Source organism: Desulfobacter hydrogenophilus (assembly GCF_004319545.1).
GTDB classification, from domain to species: Bacteria; Desulfobacterota; Desulfobacteria; order Desulfobacterales; family Desulfobacteraceae; genus Desulfobacter; species Desulfobacter hydrogenophilus.
Genome location: NZ_CP036313.1, coordinates 3,641,534 through 3,663,036, shown reverse-complemented (window position 1 = coordinate 3,663,036; position 21,503 = coordinate 3,641,534). Strand labels below are relative to the sequence as shown.

General features: G+C 51.4%; 22 protein-coding genes and 1 pseudogene. 6 read left to right on the top strand and 17 right to left on the bottom strand.

Features of this window, described 5'->3' with window-relative positions; translation table 11 throughout:
• The first annotated feature begins 26 nt into the window (after window positions 1-26).
• From EYB58_RS16365 to gcvPB, 4 genes are read left to right on the top strand one after another with little or no spacing between them, the layout of a single operon-like run.
• Window positions 27-1,271: an aminomethyl transferase family protein gene (locus EYB58_RS16365; RefSeq protein ID WP_111956019.1), complete on the top strand. Its 1,245-nt coding sequence runs from the start codon at window positions 27-29 to the stop codon at window positions 1,269-1,271.
• A 13-nt stretch (window positions 1,272-1,284) separates the two neighbouring features.
• On the top strand, window positions 1,285-1,683 hold the full coding sequence (gene gcvH / locus EYB58_RS16360; RefSeq protein ID WP_111956021.1) for a glycine cleavage system protein GcvH: 399 nt from the start codon (window positions 1,285-1,287) through the stop codon (window positions 1,681-1,683).
• 5 nt (window positions 1,684-1,688) lie between these two features.
• Entirely contained in the window at window positions 1,689-3,023 is a 1,335-nt protein-coding gene (gene gcvPA, locus EYB58_RS16355) for an aminomethyl-transferring glycine dehydrogenase subunit GcvPA (RefSeq protein ID WP_111956023.1), read from the top strand.
• Window positions 3,023-4,477, top strand: coding sequence for an aminomethyl-transferring glycine dehydrogenase subunit GcvPB (gene gcvPB / locus EYB58_RS16350; RefSeq protein WP_111956025.1), 1,455 nt, complete (start codon window positions 3,023-3,025; stop codon window positions 4,475-4,477). Before gcvPA ends, gcvPB begins: the two co-directional genes overlap by 1 nt.
• Before the next feature lie 71 nt (window positions 4,478-4,548).
• Here gcvPB and EYB58_RS16345 read toward each other — a convergent pair whose 3' ends face one another.
• Together EYB58_RS16345 and EYB58_RS16340 are read right to left on the bottom strand one after the other, a co-directional pair.
• Window positions 4,549-4,746 carry a hypothetical protein gene (locus EYB58_RS16345; protein ID WP_111956027.1) on the bottom strand — a complete coding sequence of 66 codons (198 nt, stop codon included), beginning with the start codon at window positions 4,744-4,746 and terminating at the stop codon, window positions 4,549-4,551.
• 304 nt (window positions 4,747-5,050) lie between these two features.
• Window positions 5,051-6,481: an integron integrase gene (locus tag EYB58_RS16340; protein WP_111956033.1), complete on the bottom strand. Its 1,431-nt coding sequence runs from the start codon at window positions 6,479-6,481 to the stop codon at window positions 5,051-5,053.
• 302 nt (window positions 6,482-6,783) lie between these two features.
• Here EYB58_RS16340 and EYB58_RS16335 point away from each other — a divergent pair, with 302 nt between their 5' ends.
• Window positions 6,784-7,614, top strand: a complete 831-nt coding sequence (locus EYB58_RS16335; protein WP_111960837.1) for a tyrosine-type recombinase/integrase — start codon at window positions 6,784-6,786, stop codon at window positions 7,612-7,614.
• The gene (locus EYB58_RS16330) at window positions 7,614-8,783 is read left to right on the top strand and encodes an IS91 family transposase (protein ID WP_131072098.1); all 1,170 of its coding nucleotides are present in this window, start codon (window positions 7,614-7,616) and stop codon (window positions 8,781-8,783) included. Before EYB58_RS16335 ends, EYB58_RS16330 begins: the two co-directional genes overlap by 1 nt.
• 86 nt (window positions 8,784-8,869) lie before the next feature.
• Here EYB58_RS16330 and EYB58_RS16325 read toward each other — a convergent pair whose 3' ends face one another.
• The 15 genes and pseudogenes from EYB58_RS16325 to EYB58_RS23555 all read right to left on the bottom strand — a co-directional run bounded on the left by EYB58_RS16325 (window position 8,870) and on the right by EYB58_RS23555 (window position 21,430).
• A complete protein-coding gene (locus EYB58_RS16325) occupies window positions 8,870-9,919 on the bottom strand; it encodes a reverse transcriptase/maturase family protein (protein ID WP_111959869.1) in 1,050 nt (349 codons plus the stop codon).
• A 515-nt stretch (window positions 9,920-10,434) separates the two neighbouring features.
• Entirely contained in the window at window positions 10,435-10,782 is a 348-nt protein-coding gene (gene avd, locus EYB58_RS16315) for a diversity-generating retroelement protein Avd (protein ID WP_111959865.1), read from the bottom strand.
• A gap of 47 nt (window positions 10,783-10,829) precedes the next feature.
• On the bottom strand, window positions 10,830-11,849 hold the full coding sequence (locus EYB58_RS16310; RefSeq protein WP_111959863.1) for a hypothetical protein: 1,020 nt from the start codon (window positions 11,847-11,849) through the stop codon (window positions 10,830-10,832).
• A gap of 104 nt (window positions 11,850-11,953) precedes the next feature.
• Window positions 11,954-12,337, bottom strand: a complete 384-nt coding sequence (locus EYB58_RS16305) for a hypothetical protein (protein ID WP_111959861.1) — start codon at window positions 12,335-12,337, stop codon at window positions 11,954-11,956.
• 13 nt (window positions 12,338-12,350) lie between these two features.
• Window positions 12,351-13,220: a hypothetical protein gene (locus EYB58_RS16300; protein ID WP_111959859.1), complete on the bottom strand. Its 870-nt coding sequence runs from the start codon at window positions 13,218-13,220 to the stop codon at window positions 12,351-12,353.
• Between the two features lie 24 nt (window positions 13,221-13,244).
• Window positions 13,245-13,622: a phage tail-collar fiber domain-containing protein gene (locus EYB58_RS16295; RefSeq protein WP_111959857.1), complete on the bottom strand. Its 378-nt coding sequence runs from the start codon at window positions 13,620-13,622 to the stop codon at window positions 13,245-13,247.
• Window positions 13,623-13,738: 116 nt separating this feature from the next.
• On the bottom strand, window positions 13,739-14,689 hold the full coding sequence (locus tag EYB58_RS16290; RefSeq protein WP_111959855.1) for a phage tail protein: 951 nt from the start codon (window positions 14,687-14,689) through the stop codon (window positions 13,739-13,741).
• Complete coding sequence (locus EYB58_RS16285; protein WP_111959853.1) at window positions 14,689-15,831, bottom strand: baseplate J/gp47 family protein; 1,143 nt, start codon at window positions 15,829-15,831, stop codon at window positions 14,689-14,691. The genes EYB58_RS16290 and EYB58_RS16285 overlap by 1 nt, the downstream gene beginning before the upstream one ends.
• Window positions 15,815-16,252 carry a baseplate assembly protein gene (locus EYB58_RS16280; RefSeq protein ID WP_111959851.1) on the bottom strand — a complete coding sequence of 146 codons (438 nt, stop codon included), beginning with the start codon at window positions 16,250-16,252 and terminating at the stop codon, window positions 15,815-15,817. Before EYB58_RS16280 ends, EYB58_RS16285 begins: the two co-directional genes overlap by 17 nt.
• Window positions 16,236-16,307: pseudogene (locus tag EYB58_RS24815) on the bottom strand (hypothetical protein); the annotation flags it as partial. The pseudogene EYB58_RS24815 and the gene EYB58_RS16280, both read right to left, overlap by 17 nt.
• Before the next feature lie 69 nt (window positions 16,308-16,376).
• Window positions 16,377-16,520, bottom strand: a complete 144-nt coding sequence (locus EYB58_RS23560) for a PAAR domain-containing protein (protein ID WP_207309072.1) — start codon at window positions 16,518-16,520, stop codon at window positions 16,377-16,379.
• A gap of 16 nt (window positions 16,521-16,536) precedes the next feature.
• Window positions 16,537-17,013, bottom strand: a complete 477-nt coding sequence (locus EYB58_RS16270) for a hypothetical protein (RefSeq protein ID WP_207309071.1) — start codon at window positions 17,011-17,013, stop codon at window positions 16,537-16,539.
• A complete protein-coding gene (locus EYB58_RS16265; protein WP_111959849.1) occupies window positions 17,000-17,809 on the bottom strand; it encodes a hypothetical protein in 810 nt (269 codons plus the stop codon). Before EYB58_RS16265 ends, EYB58_RS16270 begins: the two co-directional genes overlap by 14 nt.
• Window positions 17,806-18,357, bottom strand: coding sequence for a hypothetical protein (locus EYB58_RS16260; RefSeq protein ID WP_111959847.1), 552 nt, complete (start codon window positions 18,355-18,357; stop codon window positions 17,806-17,808). Before EYB58_RS16260 ends, EYB58_RS16265 begins: the two co-directional genes overlap by 4 nt.
• Window positions 18,350-21,430, bottom strand: a complete 3,081-nt coding sequence (locus tag EYB58_RS23555) for a phage tail tape measure protein (protein ID WP_207309070.1) — start codon at window positions 21,428-21,430, stop codon at window positions 18,350-18,352. The genes EYB58_RS16260 and EYB58_RS23555 overlap by 8 nt, the downstream gene beginning before the upstream one ends.
• Between the last annotated feature and the right edge of the window lie 73 nt (window positions 21,431-21,503).

Sequence of the window (21,503 nt, the reverse complement as noted above, 5' to 3'; positions counted from 1 at the left end):
TTTGATAATAGAAAAGGGCTTTTGTCATGACCGATAATCTAAAAAAGACACCATTAAATGCATGGCACAAAAATGCCGGAGCCAATATGGCTGATTTCGGCGGATTTGACATGCCGCTATGGTATGATACAGGGGTTAAAAATGAGCATCTTGCCGTGCTTAAATCGGCGGGCATGTTTGACACATCCCATATGGACTGTATCCGGGTACAGGGCAAAGACGCCCCTGCCCTGCTTGATTTTTGCTTCACAAGACAGATCAACGAGCTGTCAGTGGGCCGGTGTGTTTACGGCGCATTTTTAGATGCCCAGGGACACTGCATTGATGACGCCATTGTTTATAAATTTTCCGATACCAGCTTCATGGTCTGCGTCAATGCGGGTATGGGGGGGGCAATTACCGGACATCTGGTCTTGCACGGTGATGGAAAATCCGTAGAAATAAAAGATCTATCAGATCAGCTTGCCAAGTTGGATGTCCAGGGCAAAAATGCCTTGAAAATCGTGTCAGGCCTGATTAAGGACAAAGAAAACGTTTTTAACAAAATGCCGTACTTTTCCTTCAAAGGCGATCTGAACCCTGACACCCCTGATGCGGTCAGTCTTGTGGATGGTACCCCTGTCATTATATCAAGGACGGGGTATACCGGTGAATTCGGTTTTGAAATTTTCATTGCGCCCGATAAGGTTGAAAAACTGTGGAGCAATCTTTTGGATGCCGGTTCCCCCTATGGCCTGATACCCTGCGGCCTTGGTGCCAGGGACTCTTTAAGGGCCGGAGCCTGCCTGCCCCTGTCCCACCAGGACATTGGACATTTCCCCTTTATCAACCACCCCTGGGAGTTTGCCCTGCCCTTTAAGGCAGGTACCCGGCAGTTTACCAAAACATTTTTAGGGGATACGAGTCTGATGAACCTGGATCAGCCATCTTTTACCTACGCCTTTGTGGGTGACTCTTTAAGAAAGGTGTCGTCAGGTGGTGCCGCCCGGGTGCTCACCGAGCAGGGCGAAGATATCGGCATGGTCTTGACCTGTGCAACAGACATGGGAATTTTTTGGCATGAAGGCCAAATCGTGAGCATCAATACGCCAAACCTGGCCCCGGATGTCAAAATAAAGGGACTTGCCTGTGGATTTGTCATGGTCAACCAGCCCCTTGACATGGAGACCCGGTTGTCCCTTGTTGAAGGGAAGCGCAAAATCGGGGTGCGGCTTATTTCCGATATAAGGCCGGACAGGACAGCAAGGCTTGCAATCAAACACTTTAAATAAAAAAGGAGACGATATGAAAACCATTGAAGAGCTTAATTTTCCATCAGATGTCAAATATACCGATGACCATGAATGGGCAAAGGTTGAAGGTGATCTGGTCAGCGTGGGTATTTCTGACTACGCCCAGGACCAGCTTGGCGAAATTGTTTTTGTGGAAATGCCGGAAATTGGTGACACCTTTGGTCAGGGAGACGAATTTGGCAGTGTGGAGTCCGTTAAGGCGGTATCTGAAATTTTTCTTCCCATTGCAGGTGAAATTGTTGAGGTTAATTCAGAACTCGAAGACGCGCCGGAACTTGTCAACACCAGCTGCTATGACAAAGGCTGGCTTGTCAAAATTAAACCTGACGACCTGTCCGAAATGGACAGCCTTAAAGATCAGGCTGCATACCTTGAAATGCTGAAAGGATAAATGCCATGCGCTATTTGCCGCATACCAGACAGGACATCGAACAGATGCTGGCTGTCACCGGCCACGCCGATCTGAATCAGCTATTTGAAACCATTCCCGATTCTGCCAAGACCAAGACCGGATTGAACCTGCCGGACGCGTTAAGCGAATGGGATTTAAATGTCGAAATGGAAGCACTGGCCTCACAAAATGCGGCATGTGGATCATATACATGCCTGATGGGCGCCGGTTCTTACGACCACCATATTCCTGCCATTGTGCCCTACCTGATTTCCAGATCCGAATTTATGACGGCCTACACCCCGTACCAGCCCGAGGTCAGTCAGGGTACGTTGCAGGGTATCTATGAATTTCAAACCATGATTACAGCGCTTTTGGGTATGGACATTGCCACGGCATCCCATTACGATGGGGGCACCGCCCTGGCGGAATGTGCGCTGATTGCCCTGAACAAGTCAAAAAAGGCAAATAAAATTGCCGTATCAAGCCTTATTCATCCTGCCCATCGCCAAATCACGAAAACCTATCTGAATCCATCCGAATTTGAAATGGTTGAAATACCGGCAGATAAAAACGGCTTGACGGATGTGGCTGCCTTGAAAGCCATGGATGGTATTGCAGGGGTGGCGGTTCAATCCCCTAACTTTTTGGGAAACATTGAAGATCTCGGCAGTTTTAAAGCTGTGGCCGATGAAAAAGAATGCCTGTTGATTGCCTCATTCACCGAGGCGCTGGCCCATGGCCTGCTGAAAAGTCCAGGATGCTTTGGGGCCGATCTTGTGGCAGGCGAAGGCCAAAGCCTTGGCATGACCAAAAGCTTTGGTGGACCTGGACTCGGTCTTTTAGCGGGAACTAAGAAACTGATGAGAACCCTTCCCGGACGGTTTGTGGGAAAAACCACCGATTCAAACGGACAAAGGGGGTATGTGCTGACCCTTGCCACCAGAGAGCAGCATATCCGCAGGGAAAAAGCCTCTTCCAATATCTGTTCCAATAACGGCCTCAACGCCATGACCGCCGCCGTATACATGGCTGCCGCGGGGAAAAAAGGAATCAGGGAAATCGCCCAGCTCAATCACGACAAGGCCGTTTACCTGAAAAATGTGCTTGTGGATGCCGGGTTCAGTTCTATTTACAACGGCGCCTTTTTCAATGAATTTGTTCTGAAAGCCCCGGCCGGATTTGCAGCCAAGCGAAGAGAACTTGCAAAAAAACACAATCTGTATGCAGGTGTTCCCCTTGAATCATATTACCCGGACATGCCGGACCATTATCTTTTCTGTGCCACGGAAACCGTGACCAGACAAGCCATGGACCTTTTGGCAAAGGAGGTACAATAATGACAAACCCAGGCACAACCGGCCTTATATTTAACGAACCTGAATTATGGGAGAAAAGCCGGGAAGGCAGATGCGGCATCTCCATGCCCAGAAGTGATGTGCCAAGGGCGGATCTTGATCCGGCACTCACCGACGATGCACCGGAACTTCCGCAATTGTCTGAACTGGATGTCGTCCGTCATTTTACCCGCCTTTCCCAATGGAATTTTGGTGTGGATTCAGGCATGTATCCCTTGGGGTCCTGCACCATGAAGTACAATCCCAAAACCAATGAGGTCCAGGCAGCCCGTAAAGGATTTGCCGCAGCCCATCCTTTGGCCGGGGATGAATTTTCCCAAGGGGCCTTAAAATTGATGTATGAGCTGGAGCAACTGCTTGGGGAAATCACAGGATTTCCCGCCGTCACTTTGCAACCGGCGGCCGGTGCCCATGGGGAGCTCACCGGCATGCTCATAATTCATGCCTGGCACGCCAAACAGGGGAAACAGCGCTCAAAAATCCTGATCCCGGACACGGCCCATGGTACCAATCCTGCTTCCGCAACCCTTTGCGGATATAAAGCCGTGAATATAAAATCAGGCCCCAAAGGCATACTGGATCCCCAGGTGGTGGCCGAGGCCATGGACGAAGAGACCGCCGGCATCATGATCACCAACCCCAACACACTGGGGTTGTTTGAAGAAAATATCCAGGAGGTCTGTGACATTGTCCATGCCAAGGGCGGTCTTGTTTACGGCGACGGCGCCAACATGAATGCCGTCATGGGGATTATCCAACCCGGCAAACTTGGCATTGATGTGCTTCATTTAAATCTTCACAAGACCTTTTCCACCCCCCACGGCGGTGGCGGACCCGGTTCAGGTCCGGTGGCCGTTGTTGAAGAACTGATCCCCTTTCTTCCTGTGCCGAGGATTCAAAAAGAGAACGGTACCTATTCTTTTATTACAGATTGCCCCGACACCATCGGTCGGATGCACACCTTTTATGGCCATTTTGGCGTCATGGTCAGGGCCTATGCCTATATTCTGACCATGGGGGCAGACGGCCTAAAGCGTGCTTCCCAGCTTGCCGTGCTCAATGCCAATTACATCAAGGAAAGCCTTAAAACGACTCTGGACCTGCCTTATGACCGGCCCTGCATGCACGAATGTGTCTTTACTGACAAAAGTGTTCAGGAGTATCATGTCAGTACCATGGATATGGCCAAGCGGCTTTTGGATTACGGATTTCATCCACCCACGGTATATTTTCCCCTGGTGGTGGATGCAGCCTTTATGGTGGAGCCCACGGAAACCGAATCCAAAGATGACATTGACCAATTTATTGGCGCCGTAAAGGCCATTGTTAAAGAGGCAGCGTCAAACCCGGATAAATTGCACTCAGCGCCGAATCTTCCTAAGGTAACACGGCTGGATGAGGTGGGTGCAGCACGCAAACCCTGTCTTAAAGGTTAGGGCCATAGAGACAATAAAATCCACCATAGGACTTGTCTTTTTACCCGTCTTCTTCGTTGCACTAATGGGCATCAGGAACAATATAATTTCATTGATGCGCCTTGAAGACGGGCAATCAAATCATACAAATCGGCCTTCTCCCTATTGATGGATTTTAAAATTTCCATGAACCTTATGCCAATGGACATATATCTCAAATATGTTCCATTGGCCTGCCTTGACGGCGACTTAAAATCCGCCGCATCTGTGGCGGATTTGATTCTGACCATGGGCCTAACCCCTTAATTTCACTCACAGTCCTAAATTTGGGAAGGATAAGGTTAATCTCTAATAAAATTGATTCTTAGCGTTTCAATGCAGGCACTATATATGGTAGTCGGATAATTTCAGAAAAAGAATTCAATTATACCATGATTGCTCACCCTGATATTACTTATTCTTAGATGGATGCGATTTGAAAATTTTAATCAATGAAAACCACTATGCTACTTTAGAAATATGGGTATTGGGTTCAGCAGATATAAAATTTCATGACCGGAGATTTGCATATCAGGTCAAAGGACGCTTGAATTTTTAGGTCATATCCAAAGGGCTCCTGGCCTCTTTTACGGTCATGGACGGCACGGTCTGAGTATATATCATGGTGGTTCGCACATCGCTATGGCCCAGCAGGGTCTGTATAGTACGAATATCATAATTGGCCTGGAGCAGATGGCTTGCAAAGCTGTGCCTGAATGTGTGTGCGGTTGCCCGTTTTGTTAATTTGGCTTTGTTCACTGCTTTTTTGATCGCTTTCTGAACGTGGGATTCATGGAAATGGTATCGTCTGATTTCCTTGGTGTCGGCGACTTCAGTCAGAGTTTTAGCTGGGAAAAACCATTGCCAGATAAATTCTTTAGCTGCATTTTTATATTTCTTTTCGATCCGGTCAAACATAAAAGCACCATGATACCCATTAGAAAGGTCGGTTTTATGTAATTGATACACTTTGTCCACCTGGACCTTCAATTCATCAACCAGGACTTTTGGAATGGGAACCGTTCTATCTTTTTTTCCTTTACCGTCATGGACGGTTAATATCCCGGCATCAAAATTGAAATTGTTAATTCGCAAATTCAGGCATTCCGACAGTCGTAATCCGCAGCCATAAAGCATTTTTACTACCAAATCACAAGGAGGACGCATCACGGAAATCACATCATTCACTTCTTGTTTAGATAAAACAACTGGTATATACGGCCGTCTTTTCGCGCGAACCACACCATCAATTTTCCCAAATTCCTTCCCCAGCACATGCCGGAAAAAGAAAAGCAATGCATTAAATGCCTGATTTTGTGATGATGCAGAGACTTTCTTTTCCACTGCAAGATGGGTTAAAAACGCTTTTACATCATTGACATCCAAAAGTGATGGGGATTTTGACCGGGTAAAGGTTTGTAACTTTTGGGCCCATAGGCGATACGACTTTAGTGTTTTAGGTGAATAGTGGCGGACATTAATTTCATCAGACAGTTTTTTAAATTCGGTTTCCCATGATTGGCCTGTTTCCACATCACTGACTGCATCGGGCGTTACATCAGGTTTTGATGGTGTGGCCGCAGACCGTCTTTCAGGCTGTGGTGAATAAACAGCACGATTATTTTGAACTTTACCCTGATAGGGTTGTGGAGCCTCACCAATTTCATTGCAGGTTATTTTGTCTGCATTAGGGTTTTGATAAGTCTGCTTTCTCTGTTGTTCCCGGGCAATCAACCCGAAATATATTTTTATTGCTTTTTGTGCCTGTTGCTTTTGAAACGTCGATTGCCTTTTTGAATGTAATTTTTCAATGAAATGGGGAATACTACCATCGTCTGCAGAATTGAATTTGTATTTATTGCAAAAATCCAGATAGTACCTCAACCATTTCACATAGTACTGCTGTTCTTTTGCCGGAACATTTTTGTAAACCAATTCCTGGTTGTAACTGGTTAATAAATTCTGGTTGATCTGAATGAGTGGCATTTTGCTGCATAACTCCAAAATCCGCATGTTATCCCGTTAGAAAATCCTATAGCATCTTTATAATTTATTTGTCAATTCGGTTTTTTTCTGATACTGAAAATAGGAATGAAATGGTTTGGAGTTATCCAGAAAAAAACTACACAATTACTTGTTGAACAAAACCGCTCCGCGGAAAGAAACGCCAACCTGGCATCTTACCCATTGATGGGCCAGTCAGCCGCGACTATACAATATCCCTTTATATTTACCCTGTCTTATTCCATCATTCTCCTGAGTATCCACCCATAATTCAGGAGGAAAAGATGACACAACTTCGCCAACAATTTGATCGACACATGACTCTTCACCGGCTTTCGCCAAAAACAAATGCGGCGTATATGAATGCGGTAAAATTGCTTGCCGCGCACTACAAGCAAGCACCGGATCAACTGACCGATTCCCAGATCCAAGATTATCTCGACTATATTATTGCAGACCGACAACTGGCCTGGAGTAGCTGCAATGTACAGTTCTCAGGGATAAAGAGATTTTACAGGCATGTATTAAAACGGGAGCCCAAGATTTCCATACCGCCCCGGCCTCAGGAAAGGAAAATCTTCATGGCACTGAGCCGGGAAGAAGTGGCGCAAATACTGAATGCCTGCACCAACCCCAAGCATTATGCCCTTCTTCTGGCCACATACAGCGCAGGATTGCGGGTCAGTGAAGTTGTAAAGCTCCAACCGATACACATTGAAAGATCCCGCAAAATGATACGGATAGAGCAAGGTAAAGGCAGAAAAGACCGGTATACAGTCTTGTCAGATACCTTACTAAAGACTCTGGAAGACTACTGGCGGCTTTTTAAACCGAACGAATGGATCTTTTTCGGCAAAACCAGATCAAAACCGATGCCAGTTGAGACAGCTCAGAAAATTTATTACACGGCCAAGTTAGAAGCCGGTGTAAAACGTGGCAAAGGCATACATACCCTTCGTCACTGCTTTGCGACTCACCTTCTCGAACAGGGAACCCGGACACATGTACTTCAGCAGATGCTCGGTCATAAATCCATCAGAACCACGGCAAAGTATCTTCACATCAGCAATGAGGCCATATCCCAAGTTGTCAGCCCGGCTGACGTGGTGCTTTAATGATCGGAGAATGCTGCAATAAAAGCAGCAGACCCGAACATGACATTGCCGATATCTTCAGACACGCTGGGCAACGCTTTTTGGAAACTTTCGGAGCTTCACACGAACAGATAAAGGTCATGAATAAAATCATTACCTGCCGAACAGCTGCTTTAGGAGGCCATATAGACGCTTGCCCTGACTGCGATTTCCAAAAGAACTCCTACAACTCCTGCAGGAACCGGCACTGCCCCAAATGCCAGACCATGACCAAGGAAAAATGGTTAGATAAACGGGTGTCAGAACTATTGCCTGCCACCTATTATCATTTGGTGTTCACACTGCCCCACAACCTGAATCCTATCATCCTCTGTAATATGAAGCCGTTGCTGGACCTGCTGTTCTCCTCGGTAAATCAGACCATTAAACAATTTGCTACCGATCCCCAATGGAGACTCCAGGGGCAGGCTGGCTTTATTGCCGTATTGCATACATGGAACCAGACCATCCTGGACCATTTTCATCTGCACTGCCTTGTTCCCGGCGGTGTGCTGTCAGAAGACAAAACCCAATGGACCCCATCCAAAACGAATTTTCTATTCAAGACAGCCTCCATAGTAAAGGCGTTCAAGGGCATCTACATCAAAGGACTCAAGCAACTATACCAGGACGGGGATCTCAAGTTCCCGGGTAATACGGCCAAGTACGGCACCCGTTCTGGTTTCAACCGCCTGATCAAAATTATCCGGAAAAAGAAATGGTCCGGTTACGCCAAGGCCCCTTGTTCCGGCCCTGAAAAAGTCCTGGAATATTTAGGAAGGTATACCCATAGAGTCGCCATTTCAAATTACCGTATCAAATCCTTTGAAGACGGCAAAGTTGTGTTCACCTGGAAGGACCGGGCTCAAAATGATGCCATAAAAGAGATGACTCTTGATGCTGTGGAGTTCATCAGACGGTTCCTGCTTCATGTGCTACCCAGAGGGTTTAAAAAAATCAGGCACTTTGGTTTTCTATCCCCCCGGTACAAAGCAGTGAACATAAAACTGATCCGAAAATTGACGGGTGATAAGTTCAAAGAGCCAGCACATCCTGAAAATGAGTCAGTAGAAGAAATGATGCACAGACTGACCGGCATTGACATTAAAGCATGCCCCAAATGTGGCAAAGGCTGTAGCCGCGTGCTATAACGGCACCTTAAAAATTGAGATAAATGGCCGCAAAAAATATGTTGATATGGTCAAATATACTTTGAATTTTTTTGTTTGCATATGATTTAATTGCCTTCTTCACTTTTGTTTTTCATCAACCGGATTGAAGTAAGAATATTTTTTGTCGTAGTATAAGAACTGCAATGCTTCATATATCCGACAAAAGAAGACACCGAAGCAAACACACCCCTTAAACCCACCACACCATCCGAATATTGCCTCGTCAGCTTCAAAAATCGCAACTTAGCCCGTTTAACATTCCGCTTGCGTGGCAAGGCATGTGTGGGCCACATCCTGTACCCGCAAAAGTCAACCCCCTGACGGATCGGGAATATCTGTGTCTTTGGATTCATCCTGAGCTGAAGCTCGTCGGTAATAAAACCAACTGCCAGAATCATGGCCTTGCGCAACCAGTGCTTGTCCGGCCCAAAAACAATAAAATCGTCCATATACCTTATATAATAGGGCAGACCCAATTGATCTTTCATGAAATGATCCAGCTGGTCCAGGTAGATATTGGCGAACAACTGAGATGTCAAAGCCCCGACCGGGATGCTAAACCCGCCAACACCACCTTTGTAGATGATCAGCCCGCACAGCCACAATACATCCTTGTCCCGGATTGTTTTCTTTAGGATTTTCATCAGAATTCTGTGATTGACGGAGGGAAAGTATTTGCTGATATCCGCTTTTAAGACGTATGCGGATTCATTTCCCCATTTAGCCGCTGCAATCTTTAAATACGCCTGGGTTTTAGCCACCGCACCATGGGTGCCCTTCCCCCGCCTGCAGGCGTAAGAATGGTAAATGAACTTTTTTTCAAACAAGGGCTCTATGATTTGCACCAGCGCATGATGTACCACCCTGTCTTTAAAAGGTGGCGCCTGGATAAAGCGCTTCTTTGGCTCATGAGTGATAAAGCTTTTGTATTTGCCCGGGCTCCAGGACTTCCACATGAGATGATTTTGAATGTCGATCAGGTTCTCTTCAAGTCTTTCCGAAAAATTTAAAACATCCAGCTGATATCTCTTGCCCTTCCTGGCAGCCAGGAAAGCTTTGTGCAGATTTTCATATTCAACGACTTTTTCCCATAGATTGTTATATGTCTTTGGCATTTTTACCTTTCTTTTCGGGTCTCAATTCATGATCAACTATGCCGGAAACGTTCAGCTCTGGTCTTCCTATCCCATAAAAGCTACGGTCATCGCCCCATGACAAAAAGAAGACCATAACCGCAAAAAGAAGCCCGGCCACTTTGGGCGCGTCAATACGCGCTTACTCGCCGCCGGGCCAGATATATATTTTCCCTTTCGGGAAGGACTGAGGCCTCCTTTTCCCTCTGTGCTGACTGCCCGGCCATGGCCAGACAGCATCTGACGTAGAGGAGAGCGGGGAAAAACCCGAGGTACGTGCTCACGTTGGACCGGACGTTGTTCAAGTTCAGATTGCCCAACCCGGCATTGGACGTGTTGTTCCAATTGCCGCCACGGAGCGGGACCATAGGGCCTCATCCCTGTGTGTTACTGTGTGCTGCATCTACCCATGAATACCTCGGGGGCATTCGTTAAAAAATCTTTGAATGTCAGCGCGTTTCGCTTACTTTATCCTGACATCTTTAAGGCCCGCCGTGCTAAGATCTGCCATACTTCATCCAGCCTCCGAGCATTTTGCCCAGTTCAACCAGCAATACGGACAGATGCTCATACTGTTTGAACGGAATGATCTTCATGCCATACGCCACCCTGGTAAGTGCCAGCAGGGTTTTTATCTCCACGTCTATCTCAAACAGAAATGGCATTTTGTTTCTGCTTGCGTTGGCCTTAATGATCAACTGAAACCCCGACCACAGCTTAGACCGGATCTCCGCACCCAACGTAAACCGCTCGCTCTTGGGCATCTGGCGCAACGCCACATAGGCGTACACGGTCATGTCTTCCCACTTTTGCTGTATTTTGAGGCTTCCGTATGTACTGGACATGTCTTAAAAATCCTTTTCAGATATTCAGGGTTTCAGATTTCAGATAATCAGGCGATAAAAGCGGGGAAAAACCCGACGTACGGGCTCACGCTGGACCGGCCGTTGTGCAAGTACAGCGAGCCCAACCCGGCATCGGACGTGGCGTTCCAATGGCCGCCACGGAGCGGGACCCGTTCTCCATCGACATCAAAATAAAATGCCCCCAGCGGGTCATCTGCAAAAAACGGGTCGATTAAAGCCTGCTGCATGCGCAATTTTGTAGCAGACGACAGTGCATCATATGCGGTCGTGGTCAAAATGCTTTTCCACAGGGCAACACTTTTGCTTCCGACAGCCGGCAGCGTATCTGCCAATGCTCCCAGCTTGTACACACCGGCACCATCTTCCGAGGCCTGCACACCCTGCGCGACCCAGTCGGCCTCGTCTGCATTAAAATTGTTATCATTGGGCATGTAAATAGCGCCGTTTACAAACTTCATTCCGTCAACCCACTTCCAATTATCTCCCACCATGTCAGACACACCAGCCAGGGTATTATCATGCCGCCATGATGCCGGGCCTGAGCCGGTTAATGTGCGTGCCGTACCGGATGCAGTCCCCGGCGCAATGCCATCCTGCCTACGGCCCCGCTCATGCACCTGATCATGGTGCCTGCCGTAATACGTGTTCCCCCGGGGCTCGAACCCGTTTTTGATGCACCATAACGCCACGGCCGCCCACTCCCAATTCGATAGCATGTGCCAGCCTGCACCTTTATTCACGCATGCCGCCCGGGCATTGTCGAAATCAATCGACGTCGCGGGGTCCACCCCGGGCAATGACAGCGCACGCCCGTCTTTCACGATGGCCGGATACTGTCCGAAAAAGAATTCCGATTTTTCTACCCCACCGACAACGAATGCCGGGTGTACGCCGGTGCCCAGGCCAGCGTCGATGTCTTCCACGTTGAACTTGGGAATCACCGTCATGTATGACGGGTAGCCTTTGTCGTCGTATAATACGGTTGTTTTTCCGCCGGTTGCGGCTTCCACGGATGCCCGGAGACTATCTTTTGCGAAAATTATCATTTTGATTTCCTATTTATGTGTGTCACATTTTCATGCGTGTCTTATTTTGGTTCTGATTTTTGCCGGCTCTTTTGTTGTTGCCCCGCCCGGGGTTTCACCCGGGGCTAACCCGCCAAGACGTCAGTCGCTGACGTCATATCCTCAGCTGGCAATGTCCATAGGTTGCCGATCACCTGACCCATGTCCAGGGGCAGCGCCACGCGCTCCAGCTGTTCCATGCCGTTTTCATCCAGCATAGGCACACCTTCGGCATCCACCAGGGTCTGATCAACATATTGTTTCCCGGGTATAACGATGTTCGCCACATACACTCTGGCATCCTCCACACCGAATTTCAATTTTCCATCGGCATCCATACAGACGTCCACGGTCACCTGGTCATCCGCCTGCCAGGCGGCACAATCAACGATGCTGTCCCCATGGGATAACACCGTCCCCTCTTCAGTAAAGGCCAGATACGGCCCAGATCCAAAACGATTGAGTTCCATATTTATCTCCTTTTTATGTTCTGATCCGGGTGGCGGTGTAGCGCACCCGCACCGTGTCCGCGGCGCCTGTGATGTACAACTTAAATCCGTTTTTAAGCCGGTCTTCAACGCGTGCCCGCCCACATTGCTGTTCTCCGCCCACAAAGGAAGTGATCTCGGTGTAAACGGCATACTCCCCGTCCGGCAGAATATTCTGCAAGGCAATATATGCCCAGGCCGGGTTTGATGCGATCAGCGGCCACTGGGGCTCCAAACGCCGTGTATCGGTGAGCGTGACAGCTGCCAGGTACGGATCTGTGGTCTCGTTGTTGCCCGCCGGAACGGTCACCCGGTACAGTTCGATGCCGTTATCGGGTACCGACTCCCCCAGGGCGGTGCAGTCGCATTGCACCACACCCGAGTTGTCGATCACCAGATACACGTAGCACACAGCCGATGCCGCACCATCATTGGATGGCACCACCGTTGCGTCTTCCTGTGCCGACTTGCCGAAAACAGTGCCGAAGCCAAACGCTTTGCCACCTGCAAAATCCAAGTTCCGGGTACCGCCGCTTGCCTCATCCGGTACCCGCGTCACGGCACACCCGGAGATAACTCCCCGGTTCAGGATAGTGACATCCCCTTCCTGCATGCGCACGGTTTTAAATCTTTCCAGCTCCCGATTTGCCAGCCCCGCCGCGTCCATGGCCACGCTTAACCCTGCATTCACAGCGTTCTGCATGTCCACATCCACCCCGTCGAGATCTGATTCGTTCTGGGCCACCCGCTCTTCAAGATCCGTGAAGTTCTCGTCGATTTCCGTATACCGGGTATTCCACAAGCTCGGCACTGCCGGGGGCTCTGTTTCCGGTATGGGGGTTATGTTTGTGTGAGGTAACGTCATCTTTCCATCCTCCCGTTCTGTCTGTTAAAATTTGAGCTTGATTTTAATTTCATACTCTTCGTCGCTTTCTTTTATCTTCGGCGCAAAGTTTTTAAAGCCCACCAGGTTCCCGTCCGCGTCCAGCAAACCCGCCTCGGATATACTCTGCCCGTTGAGCTCTGCTTTAAGAATAACCCCGGTGCCGGTGACGGAGTATGCGTCATCCTGGAGCACCAGGGACAGGTTCTTGCGCATCAATTCCGAATTCAGGGCGGTCTGTGCCGGATCCGGCTCGATCACACTCTCCCCTGCATACCCCCCGTCTCCGAAGGCCATTTTTGATATCACCGACAACCCGGTGCCGTTTTTAAAGAATGCCGCCAGGCGCTGTCTGTGCCCGTTTGTTGTGATTGGTTCTGCCATGATCGCTCCTTATTACATGTTTGATATAAAAGCACATGCCTGCCTATATTGCTTTTATCCTTCGTTGTAGACAAAGCCGGGATCAAATCCACGCCGCCGGTTATATTCAACTGTTATCAGGCAATTACAGTGATGACCTTGTCAGCCAGAGCAAGCCCGTTGCCATCTGACACCATCCATGTGCCGTCAACCTTGAAGTCTTTGTATGATGTGCCCTGCGCCATAATCATCATCGGGTTTTTGCCCAGCACCCAGCCGTTGTCCAGGCGCAGCAATGATTCACCCACCCTGGCATAGAGATAGTCTTCGGGCGCTTCTCCCACCTGGCTCATGGCCAAGTCCATAGTGGCACTGAACGACTGGGAGACGTCGAACTCCTTTGTCATGGCCATTGATAGACCAACCGCCACGTCCGTCCCGAATTCCATGCCCAGCGCATATCCCCACACGGGCATACTGCGTGCCGGTTTGAACTCATACACGATGCGCCGGGCCAATGTATCCCATTTAGAAGCATCGCCCAGATCCATCACCACCCCGAACTCTGCCCAGTCCAGCGCCAGCATGCCCACCACTGCCCCCATGGGCTGGATCACTGCGTCTGCACCCCCCACCAGCCAGGTACCATCCAGATCATGCAGGCCATCCAGGGCATGCACACCCACGACCCACGTCCCATCCAGAACCATACCGCCCGCTGCCGCCCAGTCCCTGGCTGCGTCTCCTGGCTCAACAATGCGGGCGTTTATGCCTACCAGCAAAAACATCTCCTCGATGCTCGACCGTCTCCCGGACGTCATGTGCAGATGGAAAGCCGTCTCCGTGCGGAAGCGCCACAGTGCATCATCCTCGCTCTCCCACCTTGACAACCCCCTGCCATCTGAGATCCTGCGAAGATACACATCCTCGCACCTATCCGGCAGGCTGCTTGTGCGCATAGCTGCCACATCCTCCCGGCACGCATCCAGCGCCCCGGCAGCCCCGCGGACCAGCGCCGCCAATGGCCCATCCGCCCAGATCAGCGGGAACCGCAATGTATCCTTGAAATATCCCCAGAAAACGCCCATTACGCCTCACTTGCAAAGGAATAGGACAGCGTGACTCCGGCAAGCACCGCCAGGCCATCCGCCGGGACAACCACGGTCTCCACCGGATCAGCGAAAATAATCTCCTTCACTCCGGACACCGCCATCATGACCAGCACAAACCTGTCCAGCGTCAAGTCATCCCCGACATACACCGGGGTGACATCATCCAGAACCGGCGGGTTGGCGAACATAGCCCGCACCCGGCTTTCTGCTTCTGCCAGGATCAATGATGGGGTGCCGGATGCCAGCACCAGCTCGGCAATAACATCCACCGGGACGGGGACAGGCCCCCTGACCAGTACATCATCATTAATGGGCCGACTGGCCTGCACCACCGCGTCTACCTGGGCGATCAGGTCAGCGCTTGGCACCCCGGCAGATCCCCGAATAATGACATCCACCGTGCCCATTCCCCGGGGATGCCTGTCCATTATCCGGGCAGACACTACCCCGGTCACGCTTCTGGCCCATGATTCATAAGCGTATTTGGTGGACCCGTTGATATTCTTCCAGGCCAGGATGTACCGCTGGCGTAATGCGTCGTCTGTTTCATTATCCACCGCCTCCGTCGCCAGCCAGTCCACCGCGTTGGTAACACTGTCAATGCCCGCAACAGGCGTGATGATTTCGGATATCATGCCCGCCGTGACGTTGGCCTCCCGGCCGTAATCCTGGGCCTTAACTTCCGATAAAACCGATAGTGCGCCCTCTGGCAGGATCACCGCAGTCACCGTCAAAAAGCGCTGCATGGTCCCGGCACCATCGGGTTTTGTCCTGACCACAGTACCCATGGGAATATTGACATTGCCTGCAGCTTCCAGCCGGGAGAAAGAAACCATCCCAACAGCCCGGGTGGCTACCTGCCTGGTGACCCCCACCTGACTGCAATGCAGATCCAGCCATGTACCGGTGGCCAGCGTGGGGAACAGCTGTTTAAAAACCACCACCATAAACTGATACATCTGCCACAGACCCCAGGCCCAGATCTCTATCAGTCCCCGCACCACTCCCTTATTCAAATTCAGCAGCTGGGGCAGGTACCCGTTGCTCTGGGCATCGGATATCCTTGAAAACAAATCTGTCCGAACCTCATCCAGGGTCTTATCAATCGGTACTGACATCTTTAATCACCATTTCCATGTTGTCGGTGCCCACTTCTATCACCAAGTTCTGGGCGTGTGTCACGTCTATGAACCGCCACGACACCGCCGCCGTTATCCCCGTATGATCCCATGACAGGATACTGCAGGCCTCTGAACCAGGCACCACCCGGGGATCCATGCGCATCCGCCGGACCACCTCGCCGCAAAATGCCAACCGTCCAGCCAGATGATTTTCATCCTTCACCCACAGATACACCTTGGAACCGAAGGCATTGTCATAGAACAGACTCCCCAGGGGGGTGAACAGGCGCAATTTAATATCCTGACACCCTGTATCAACCCCGTCGGTGAGATACAGCTCTCCATTGGCGGCCACCATGGCCTGCATGTTTTCGTCCAGCCGTATATCCTGCCCAAATTTATCATCCTGCAAAGACATTGCCGCTCCCTGTCGCCATGCTGCTGCCACAATTCACCGGATCACCGATCCTGCAGGCAGCCTTGCCGTTTACGAATACCGTTGCGCTGCCCCCGGCAGCAGATCCCCCGTGTCAGGGGGGGCCTCAGCAGTGTACGCCCCAGGCGTCCCCCACCCGATGCCAGCCAAGACTGTTTACAAACACATCCGGGCTGGCGGCCACGTTTGCCCGGGGCGGATAGCACCCGTGCCCGGTGCATGTGTCCTGATGTCTGTGTGCTGCCGGCATATAATCTTCCTTTACGTTATGGGTTCAGATCAATCCTGGCACCCACAAGTGTGATATTGCCAGGGGTTTTGATCTCTATGTTCTTTCCAGCGTCGATTTTTATATGCACACCTGCCTCCTGCTGGATAATAAACCCGCCCACCTCAATGACCGGGGCTTTCATCCCCTCCCAGCGAAAATTCGACAACCGGGGATAATCAGGGTCCCCGTCATAATAGGCCAGATCACACCGTGTCCCCACCATGGGCGGGCACACCACCCCCCGCTGGGGACCTGCCCATATTATCGGGATCTCCACCTTGGGGACCACAGGCTCCATCGGGTCGTCGGACTCATCGTTTCTCAAGGGCTGGACATCGGCCCAGTAGGTGCCGTCGGATGCATATGTTTTTACCACCCGGGCTTTTCTCACCACCCGGTAATAGCTGCGCAAATCCGGCATTACCAGCTCCACCGCCCGTTTCATTAGGGCTTTAAGATCAATATTTTCCATATTCCGCCCCATACCATATATAGGTTCTGATTTTGTTGGGCTGAACCACATGGCGCACCACCCGCGCCCGGAAGACGTCATCAATGCCACGCCGGGTATCCGTCAGCTGGAATTTTCCGCATCTGCGAAACCCGGGAAGCAGGAAGGTTTCCACCATGGACAGCTCGGTCAAAGGGGCCGTTGCCGGTGCGTGGGAAATTACTCCCCCAGCGGTGGCAATGACAGGGATATCTCCGTCCTCGTCAGAATCCCCCCAGTGAACAGACCCGGCCTTGTCCATCCATAAATCCCAGGTGTCCATGTCCCGCCCGAACCCCCGGTGGCAGCTATGCTCACACTGCCTGGCCACCTGCCACACCGGTATGGTCGCTGCCACGAACCGGGGGAATATAATCCCGGTGGCATCTATATTACCCGGGGGAAGGCCCGTCTGGCCCACACAATACGTGACGATGGCTTCCGGAGTTTCATTCTCCCAGCTTTTGGTGATCAGGGTTTCGGACAGCGGTAATTCACCGCCCACGCCGGTCATGCGGACTTGGTCTGGCTTTCGATCCGGAGTTACCCGTTGCACCGTGCCCGTCCACACATCGGCCTCCTGGTCTCTGTATCCCAGATGGATCTCCATGGCCGTACCCGGGGAAAGGCTTTTGAATATATCCCCGCCAGGATCGGCCAAGGTCACTTGAGCTACAGATAAGGGGGCATGCCGCCGATAATCCAGGGACATTTCAGGGATTCTCAGGTACTCCTGCCCGCCAATGATCAGCCGGGTTCTGATGCCGGTGATGTTCATGATACGTCCACCATTATGGTTTCATCCGGCGCCGCTGCGCTGGTGGTGGTGGCTGCCGGGGCAGCTTCTGTAGCTGCGTCTGAGCCAACCACCCGTTTTTCAGCCACCTGAACCGGCGGTGTATGTTCTACGAAATTCAAAGTCACCTGGATGATATCGTCCCGGGCGCTCTCCCGGGAATAGAGCCCTGAAAAAACCACGTGACTGATACCCCTGGCCAGGACATGGGCATTATCCACCTCATATACCTTGGGGTTAGACCCGTTGTCATACCCCTTGAAAATGGCGTTGATCTGGTTCAGTTTGTCATAACAGTTGCTCCCGGCGATATAGGGTCTGGTCTGGGAGTCTGAAATCAGATCAATCACCAGGGTGATATCTGCGTCTTCCCAGCCGAGCGGAGTCTTGGCAGTGCCTGACAGGCCGTCGGGCTTGGCGGTGTCAAACCGCACAGACCCGGCTATGGCCTGGCTTTTAAAGATCCCCGGCAACTCGGTCCCGTCCAGCAATACCGCGCCGTGGCCGAATTCAAGTAACCCATCAGACATCGTGGGCCTCCACCATTTGTTTCAGCTGCGCCATAAAGCTTTCTGCGTTCTGCACCCCGGACAAATTCACGGTAAGGTTCTGGATGATTGTTTTGCCCTCTCCGGATTGTTCGGACGATGCCCGGGAGCCTTCCTGTTGCTTCCCGGCTGTGTCTGAGGTCGTGCCTGTATCCGGCCCCGGCAAATTCCCGGGCTCTGGCATATCTGGCAGGGTCAATGCCTCAAGTTCCGGCATGACCGGTGCCTGGACATCTGCCAGGGCAGGCGTTTGGATATCTGCCATGGCAGGGGGTTTAATCTCATCCACCGTGGGTGCTGCTATGCCTGGCAGGGTCAATGCTTCAAGTTCCGGCATGACCGGTGCCTGGACATCTGCCAGGGCAGGTGTTTGGATATCTGTCATGACAGGAGGTTTGATCTCATCCACCGTCGGTGCTGCTATGCCTGGCAGGGTCAGTGCCTCAAGTTCGGGCATGGTCGGTGCCTGGACATCCGCCAGGGCAGGCGTTTGGATGTCTGTCATGACAGGAGGTTTGATCTCATCCACCGTCGGTGCTGCTATGCCTGGCAGGGTCAGTGCCTCAAGTTCGGGCATGGTCGGTGCCTGGACATCCGCCAGGGCAGGTGTTTGGATATCTGCCATGACAGGAGGCTTAATTTGGTTCACAACCGGAGACTTAATATCCGCCATGCCGGGAGCAGCAATCACCATGGCAGCGGTCACCCCGGCCACGGCCCCCTTAACGCTGGCAGCCAACCCGGGAGCTGCCCCCCGAACCCCGGCACCCAGGGTGTCCATCATGGCCCGGCCAGATGCGGTCAGGGCAGACAATGGACCCTCCTTTGCATCGGAAAACGGCAGCAGGTCTCTGATCTTACTCAGACCCGATTTCACCAGATCCACGGGAACCATCAAAGCAGATTTGATGCCGTCAGCCAGGGTGTGCATCATCTTGGCCCCGGATTCGGAGAAATCAACACTGTCAAAGAATTCAGATACCCCGGTGAAGGCCTGGATCAACCAGCCCACCGGTGTCAGGTTCATGAAGGCCCACTTTACAGCCGCCACCATGGCATCAAATATACCGCCGATGCCGCCCACCTTTTCTTTGGCCGTGGCCCACAGGCTTGTAAATTTCTCAACTATCCAGCCACAGGCCGTGCCGATACCTTCACCCAGCATTACAAACGCTTTCAGCAGTACGCCCACCACATCAAACACCAGCTGCAATGGCACCAGTGCAATGCGCACCGCCCATGCCAGCAATTGAAAAGCAGCGCCCACCACAATACCGATGACCTCGCCAAATGTACGCCACCCGGAAACGTCAGTGGAAGCAGTAAAGCCGAACAATGCACTCACCACCTGGCCGATGGCAGACCCCACCGCCTTAAAAATATCCAAAAGCGGAGACACCGCCCCCATGAAGCTCTCAAAAACCGGGCGCAGAATATCCGCAACCCCGGCCACGGAGAACTTTATGGCATCCCACAGCCCGGAAAAGAACGATTGAATCCGGAAAACCACCCGGGAAACCGTGGTGATAAGCCCCACCAGCCCGGCGGCCTTGATTTCTTTAGCAAGCTCGCCCTCAATCATCCCATGGGTGCCGTTAAGCGACGCAAACACCGCCCGCACCCCCCGGAATACCAGACTGATCTTGTTCCACCAGCCTGTTACGATATCTGCAATACCCCCAAAGTTTTTCTTCCAGGACAGATACAGCGCAGCCACCGCCGCCGCCACTGCCCACACCGGCCAGGACACCGCAGCAATGGCCATGGCAAGCCCGGCCAGGGCCGTGGTGATAAAAGGAATGACGATTCCGGAAAGCGCGCACACCGCGGTGAATGCGGTGAAGGCGACAATAGCCACTGACACAACCGCAGCAATGGAAATAAAGGCCTTCCCCACTTTGGTCGCGGCAATAAATGAGAGCAAACTCAGTACATTCCCAAGACATGTAGACAAAAACAGCATCACAGGAGTGAATATATTCCCGATAATTTCTTTCAAATTGTGGAATCTCTGGCGGTTGAGTTGATATAAAGCCCCCAGGTCTCGATTCATTGTGTCCGCCATGGATGAAGTTACGTTGCTTCCGTTTTTCATAGCCTCACCCATGCCTGTTATATTCCCTTCCAAACCCTCTATTTTTCCATACAAAAGGTCTATTACCGCCATGGCTTCATGGGTGCCGAAAGCTTTTTGGATATCCATTTTTTCCATGGCATCCAAAGTGGCTCCATATTTGCCCTTCAACGCGGTAAGTATCTTTGGCATGGATAGCAGTTGGCGGTTTGAATCCATGAACTGCAGCCCTAATTTTTCACCTGCACCTGCTGCGGATTGCATGATAGCTTTATACTTTGTCCCCGCTTCGCTGCCAGTCATTGTTGCCTGGAGCATCCCGAGCATCGTGAATTGTTCAGCAATGGAAACGCCTGCTGTCGTGGCTGTAGCGCCCAATTGTGATATAGCCTGGGCCATGCCGGACCCCGTTGTTTTAAAATTCTTGACGCTTGATGATATGCCAGCCGAAAACACCTTCCCGAAATCAATATCCGAAAGGTCGGAGTACATCTCCTTATAGATCCCGTATCCAGTCGCGAACAGGCTTGTCATTTCCGCCGTTGTAGACTTTGTGGCCTTGCCGGTTAAAGCTGCCAGCTTGGTAAACTCTGCCACGCCTGCGTCGGTCAGCGTCGAAATCCCGGATTTGATATCATATGCTGCAGAGATAAATTCTGCCTTTGTGGTTCCGGCCCATTGCCAGGAAAACTGCTCTCCAGCCTTTGAAAGACGGTTTAAATCAGTTATGCCGACAGATGCCAGTTCCCCCAAGGCAGATTGCGTCTCGACAGTCGCCGCCGCTGCCCCGGTGATCCCCCCCAGAAAAATACCAGCAGCCACAGCCAGGGGCAGCATGGCCTTGGTAACGACACCCATGCGGGCAGCCATACCGCCAGCGGCCCGCTCGGTGTCCCCCATGCTGTTTCTCACCGCCCGCAAGGGAGCGGTGATATTGTCTATCAGGCTCATGACCGCCTGCACTGAAAAAACTGTGTCCATCCTTCCTCCTCGTGTCGTGGGGACAGATTTTAAATCCGTCCCCGACATTTTGCCCCCGACAAATCAACCCTGG